The organism is Martelella sp., from assembly GCF_984369615.1.
This window is the reverse complement of record NZ_CFHTCS010000365.1, coordinates 1-4,282: the sequence shown is the minus strand read 5'-3', so window position 1 is coordinate 4,282 and position 4,282 is coordinate 1. Positions and strand designations below refer to the sequence as shown.

Genomic DNA, 4,282 nt, shown 5'->3' with positions numbered 1-4,282 from the left:
TAGAACTTTTTGTACTTGCGGCCGAGATACTGAAGAATCGCGCCGGATTCGAACACCGAAATCGGCTTGCCGCCCGGCCCTTGCGGATCGACGATCGCCGGCATGCGGTTATTGGGCGAGATCTTCAGGAATTCCGGCTTGAACTGATCGCCCTTGCCGATGTTCACGTAATTGACGTTATAGGGAACGCCGGCCTCTTCCAGGTAGATTGTGATCTTGTAGCCGTTGGGCGTCGGCCAATAGAAAAGCTCGATCGGTGCGGTCATGAAAAATCATCCTCTCGCGTGTCGCAAAACACTGATCCCTTCGATATAGATCGATTTCGAACGCAAAAAAGAGCGGAGTGGCGCGGTCCTGTTCGCGATCAGACCGTTTTCCGCCATCACGAGGGTCGCCATGCACCAGAACGAAGCTTTGACAGCAAAGATCATTTCGCCCGATCCTGTCGAGCCGCAGAGCTTCACGGACCCCGGCGAAGCTGTGAAGGCCCTGCAGGCGCTCTACAAGCGCAATACCCGCTTCATCATCGACGCCTTCATCGCGCTCGCCGGCGGCGCGCCGATCGAGGGCCGGTACCGCGCCTGTTATCCGAGGGTCAGCATCGAGACCGGCAGCTACGGGCTCACCGACTCGCGTCTCTCCTTCGGCCATGTGGCGACCCCCGGCGAATATGCAACCACGATCAGCCACCCGGTCCTGTTTGCGGACTACCTGATCGAGCAGCTCGGCCTGCTGATCAGGAACCACGGCGTTCCGGTGACGGTCGAAGAGTCCGATACGCCCATACCGCTGCATTTCGCCTTTGGCGAGAACACCCATGTCGAGGCCGATCTGGCCGCGCTCGCCGACGTGCCGCTGCGCGATATCTTCGATACGCCCGACCTCAACACCACCGACGACCAGATCGCCAATGGCGACTATGAACCGGACCCGGGAGAACCGCAGCCGCTTGCGCCGTTTACCGCCCAGCGCATCGACTATTCGCTGGCGCGGCTCAGTCACTACACGGCAACCAGTTCGGCGCATTTCCAGAACTTCGTGTTGTTTACCAACTACCAGTTCTATGTCGATGAGTTCTGCGCCTACGCCCGGGAGGTGATGGCCAGGGGCGGGGAAGGCTACAGCGCCTTCGTCGAGCCCGGCAACAACGTCACCCTGCCGGGCGAAGTGGAGCCGGAGGGCGGCCATACCGGCGTGCGCATGCCGCAAATGCCGGCCTACCACCTGAAGCGCGCCGACAATTCCGGCATCTCCATGGTCAATATCGGCGTCGGCCCTTCCAACGCCAAGACCATCACCGACCATATCGCCGTGCTGCGGCCGCATGCCTGGCTGATGCTCGGCCATTGCGCGGGGCTCAGAAACAGCCAGAAGCTCGGCGATTACGTGCTCGCCCATGCCTATGTGCGCGAGGACCATGTGCTGGACGACGACCTGCCGGTCTGGGTGCCGATCCCGGCGCTCGCGGAAGTCCAGCAGGCGCTCGAGGAGGCCGTCGGCGAGGTGACGGGCCTCAAGGGTTACGAGCTGAAACGGGTGATGCGCACCGGCACCGTCGCCACCATCGACAACCGCAACTGGGAGCTTTCGCACCAGAGCGGGCCGGTGAAACGCCTGTCGCAGTCGCGCGCCATCGCGCTCGACATGGAATCGGCGACGATCGCCGCCAACGGCTTCCGCTTCCGCGTCCCCTACGGCACGCTTCTCTGCGTTTCCGACCGGCCGCTGCACGGCGAACTGAAACTGCCCGGCATGGCGACCGCCTTCTACACCACCCAGGTGCGCCAGCATCTCCGCATCGGCATCAAGGCGGTGCAGAAACTCGCCGCCATGCCGCCGGAAAGGCTGCATTCACGCAAATTGAGAAGCTTCTACGAGACGGCCTTCCAGTAAGGCCGTCACACCAGCCGGCTGTCGGCGGGCACGATCACCGGCAGCGAGCGCGGGTGCTGCTCGAGCACGGCGTGACGCACCTCATCGATCGGGTCGCCGTCAAAGGACTGGTCGATGCCGTCCGAATGGAAATCGAGCGTCAGCTTTTCCGTCTCGATCACGGTCACGTTCTCGCTGTCCTCGATCCGGCCCGCAAGATAGCTGAGCGCGAAGCCGAGCACCGAATCGAATTCCTCGGCCTTCAGAAGGTAGAAGGCGAGCTTGCCGCCCTGGGGCCGGTCGGTGAACAGGCTGGCATTGCCGTGGATGCGATTGTTGGCAACGCCCACAAGGGCAAAGGCCCCCTCGCCGCGCGCCTCGGCGCATTCGTAACTGAGCCTGATTTCCGGAATCGTGCGCAGCGTATCGACCCAGGCCCGCGTGCTGGCGGAAATCTTGCCGAGCCGCGAATCATAGTCAAGCCGCTCGCGATTGCGGATCATCGTCGCGTGAAGACCGGCGGAGAACTGGTGGATGAAGGGCCGGCCGTTCATCGTCGGCACATCGACGCGGGCGGGCTTGCCGCCGGCCAGCGTCATCAAGGCCTCCTCGATATCGAGCGGCAGGCCAAGGCTGCGGGCAAAAAGGTTCATGGTGCCGGCCGGCACGACGCCGAGAAGCTTGTCCGTGCCGTACATCGCGCCGGCCGCAAGCGAGATGGTTCCGTCGCCGCCGCCGACGATCATGCCGTCGAAGCCTTCGGCACCGACCGTCTTGTGGATCGCATCGGCAATTTCTCCGCCGCCGACCACCGCGCATTCGAATGCGTGCCCGGCATCGCGGAAGATATTGGCGGCCAGGTCCGAGAATGCGTCCATATCGGTGGTTTTGAACGTACCGCCGTCGCGGTTGAAAAGACCCTTGAGACGCATTGCCTGTCCTTGAAGACGTGTCGGATAGCCAGAAACGGATCAAGGCGGTCGCCGGTTCCGCCCGCCCGCCCGGGAGCGGTCACATATTCGGGTAAACCGGCCCTTCGCCGCCCTGCGGCGGGACCCAGGTGATGTTCTGGTTCGGGTCCTTGATGTCGCAGGTCTTGCAGTGCACGCAGTTCTGGGCGTTGATCACGAATTTCTCCGTGCCGTCCTCCTCGACCCATTCATAAACGCCGGCGGGACAGTAGCGGCCGGAAGGACCGGCATAGATCTCGTACTCGGAACGCTTCTGCAGCGCCATATCCTTGACCTTCAGATGGACCGGCTGGTCCTCCTCGTGATTGGTGTTGGACAGGAACACCGAGGACAGGCGATCGAATGTCAGCGCGCCGTCGGGCTTGGGATAGTCGATCGGCTTGTGCTTCGCCGCCGGCTCCAGCGACGCGGCATCGCTCTTGCCATGTTTCATCGTGCCGAAAAAGGAAAATCCGAACAGCGTGTTGGTCCACATATCGAGGCCGCCGAGCGCGATGCCGGCATAGGTCCCGAGCTTCGACCACAGCGGCTTGACGTTGCGGACCTTCTTCAGGTCGCGCCCGATGGCGCCGTCGCGCCAGTCCGCCTCGATCTCGGCAATCTCATCATGAGCACGTCCGGCGGCAAGCGCATCCGCCACGCGTTCGGCGGCAAGCATGCCGGAGAGCACAGCATTGTGCGAACCCTTGATGCGCGGAACGTTGACGAAGCCCGCCGAACACCCGATCAGCGCCCCGCCGGGGAAGGAAAGCTTCGGAACGGACTGATAGCCGCCCTCGGAGATCGCCCGTGCGCCATAGGAGATGCGCTTTGCCCCCGCAAAGGTCGGCGCGATCGCCGGGTGGGTCTTGAACCTCTGGAACTCCTCGAAGGGCGAGAGATAGGGGTTCTTGTAGTTGAGATGGAGCACGAAGCCGACGGCCACCTGATTGTCCTCCAGATGGTAGAGGAAGGAGCCGCCGCCGGTTTTCGCGTCGAGCGGCCAGCCGAAGGAATGCTGGACGAGGCCCGGCTTGCTTTGCTCGGGAGCAACCTCCCACAATTCCTTAAGGCCGATGCCGTATTTCTGCGGCTCGCGCCCCTCATCGAGGGCGAATCTGGCGATCAGCTGTTTGGCGAGCGAGCCGCGCACGCCTTCGCCGATCAGCACGTATCTGCCGAGAAGCGCCATGCCGCGGGTGAAGTTCGGGCCGGGCGTGCCGTCGCGCTCCACGCCCATGTCGCCGGTGGCGACGCCGATGACCGCGCCGTTCTCGTCATAAAGCACTTCGGCCGCGGCAAATCCGGGATAGATCTCCACGCCCAACGCCTCGGCCTTTTCGGCCAGCCAGCGACAGACATTGCCGAGCGAGACGATAAAATTGCCGTGATTGTTCATCAGCGGCGGCATCACGAAATTCGGCAGCGTGATCGAACCGGCCGGCCCAAGCAGAAGAAAG

Annotated in this window: 4 protein-coding genes; 1 reads left to right on the top strand and 3 read right to left on the bottom strand. The window is 63.0% G+C overall.

Annotated elements, in window-relative coordinates; genetic code table 11:
• Positions 1–266 (bottom strand): glutathione S-transferase N-terminal domain-containing protein (locus AC5DC2_RS20275; protein WP_491699785.1); only part of this gene is annotated, 266 nt, incomplete at its 3' end.
• Positions 267–396: 130 nt separating this feature from the next.
• Between AC5DC2_RS20275 and AC5DC2_RS20270 the strand changes: the two genes are divergently transcribed.
• On the top strand, positions 397–1,893 hold the full coding sequence (locus tag AC5DC2_RS20270; protein ID WP_024707491.1) for an AMP nucleosidase: 1,497 nt from the start codon (positions 397–399) through the stop codon (positions 1,891–1,893).
• 5 nt (positions 1,894–1,898) lie between these two features.
• Here the strand turns inward: AC5DC2_RS20270 and AC5DC2_RS20265 are convergent, their stop codons facing one another.
• Positions 1,899–2,804, bottom strand: coding sequence for a diacylglycerol/lipid kinase family protein (locus tag AC5DC2_RS20265; RefSeq protein ID WP_491699784.1), 906 nt, complete (start codon positions 2,802–2,804; stop codon positions 1,899–1,901).
• Between the two features lie 79 nt (positions 2,805–2,883).
• A partial coding sequence (locus tag AC5DC2_RS20260) for an electron transfer flavoprotein-ubiquinone oxidoreductase (RefSeq protein ID WP_491699783.1) occupies positions 2,884–4,282 on the bottom strand: 1,399 nt, incomplete at its 5' end.

Excerpts from the sequence above, each read along its gene's own strand:
- AC5DC2_RS20270 (WP_024707491.1), top strand. The coding sequence starts at position 397 with ATGCACCAGAACGAAGCTTTGACAGCAAAGATCATTTCGCCCGATCCT.
- AC5DC2_RS20265 (WP_491699784.1), bottom strand. The coding sequence starts at position 2,804 with ATGCGTCTCAAGGGTCTTTTCAACCGCGACGGCGGTACGTTCAAAACC.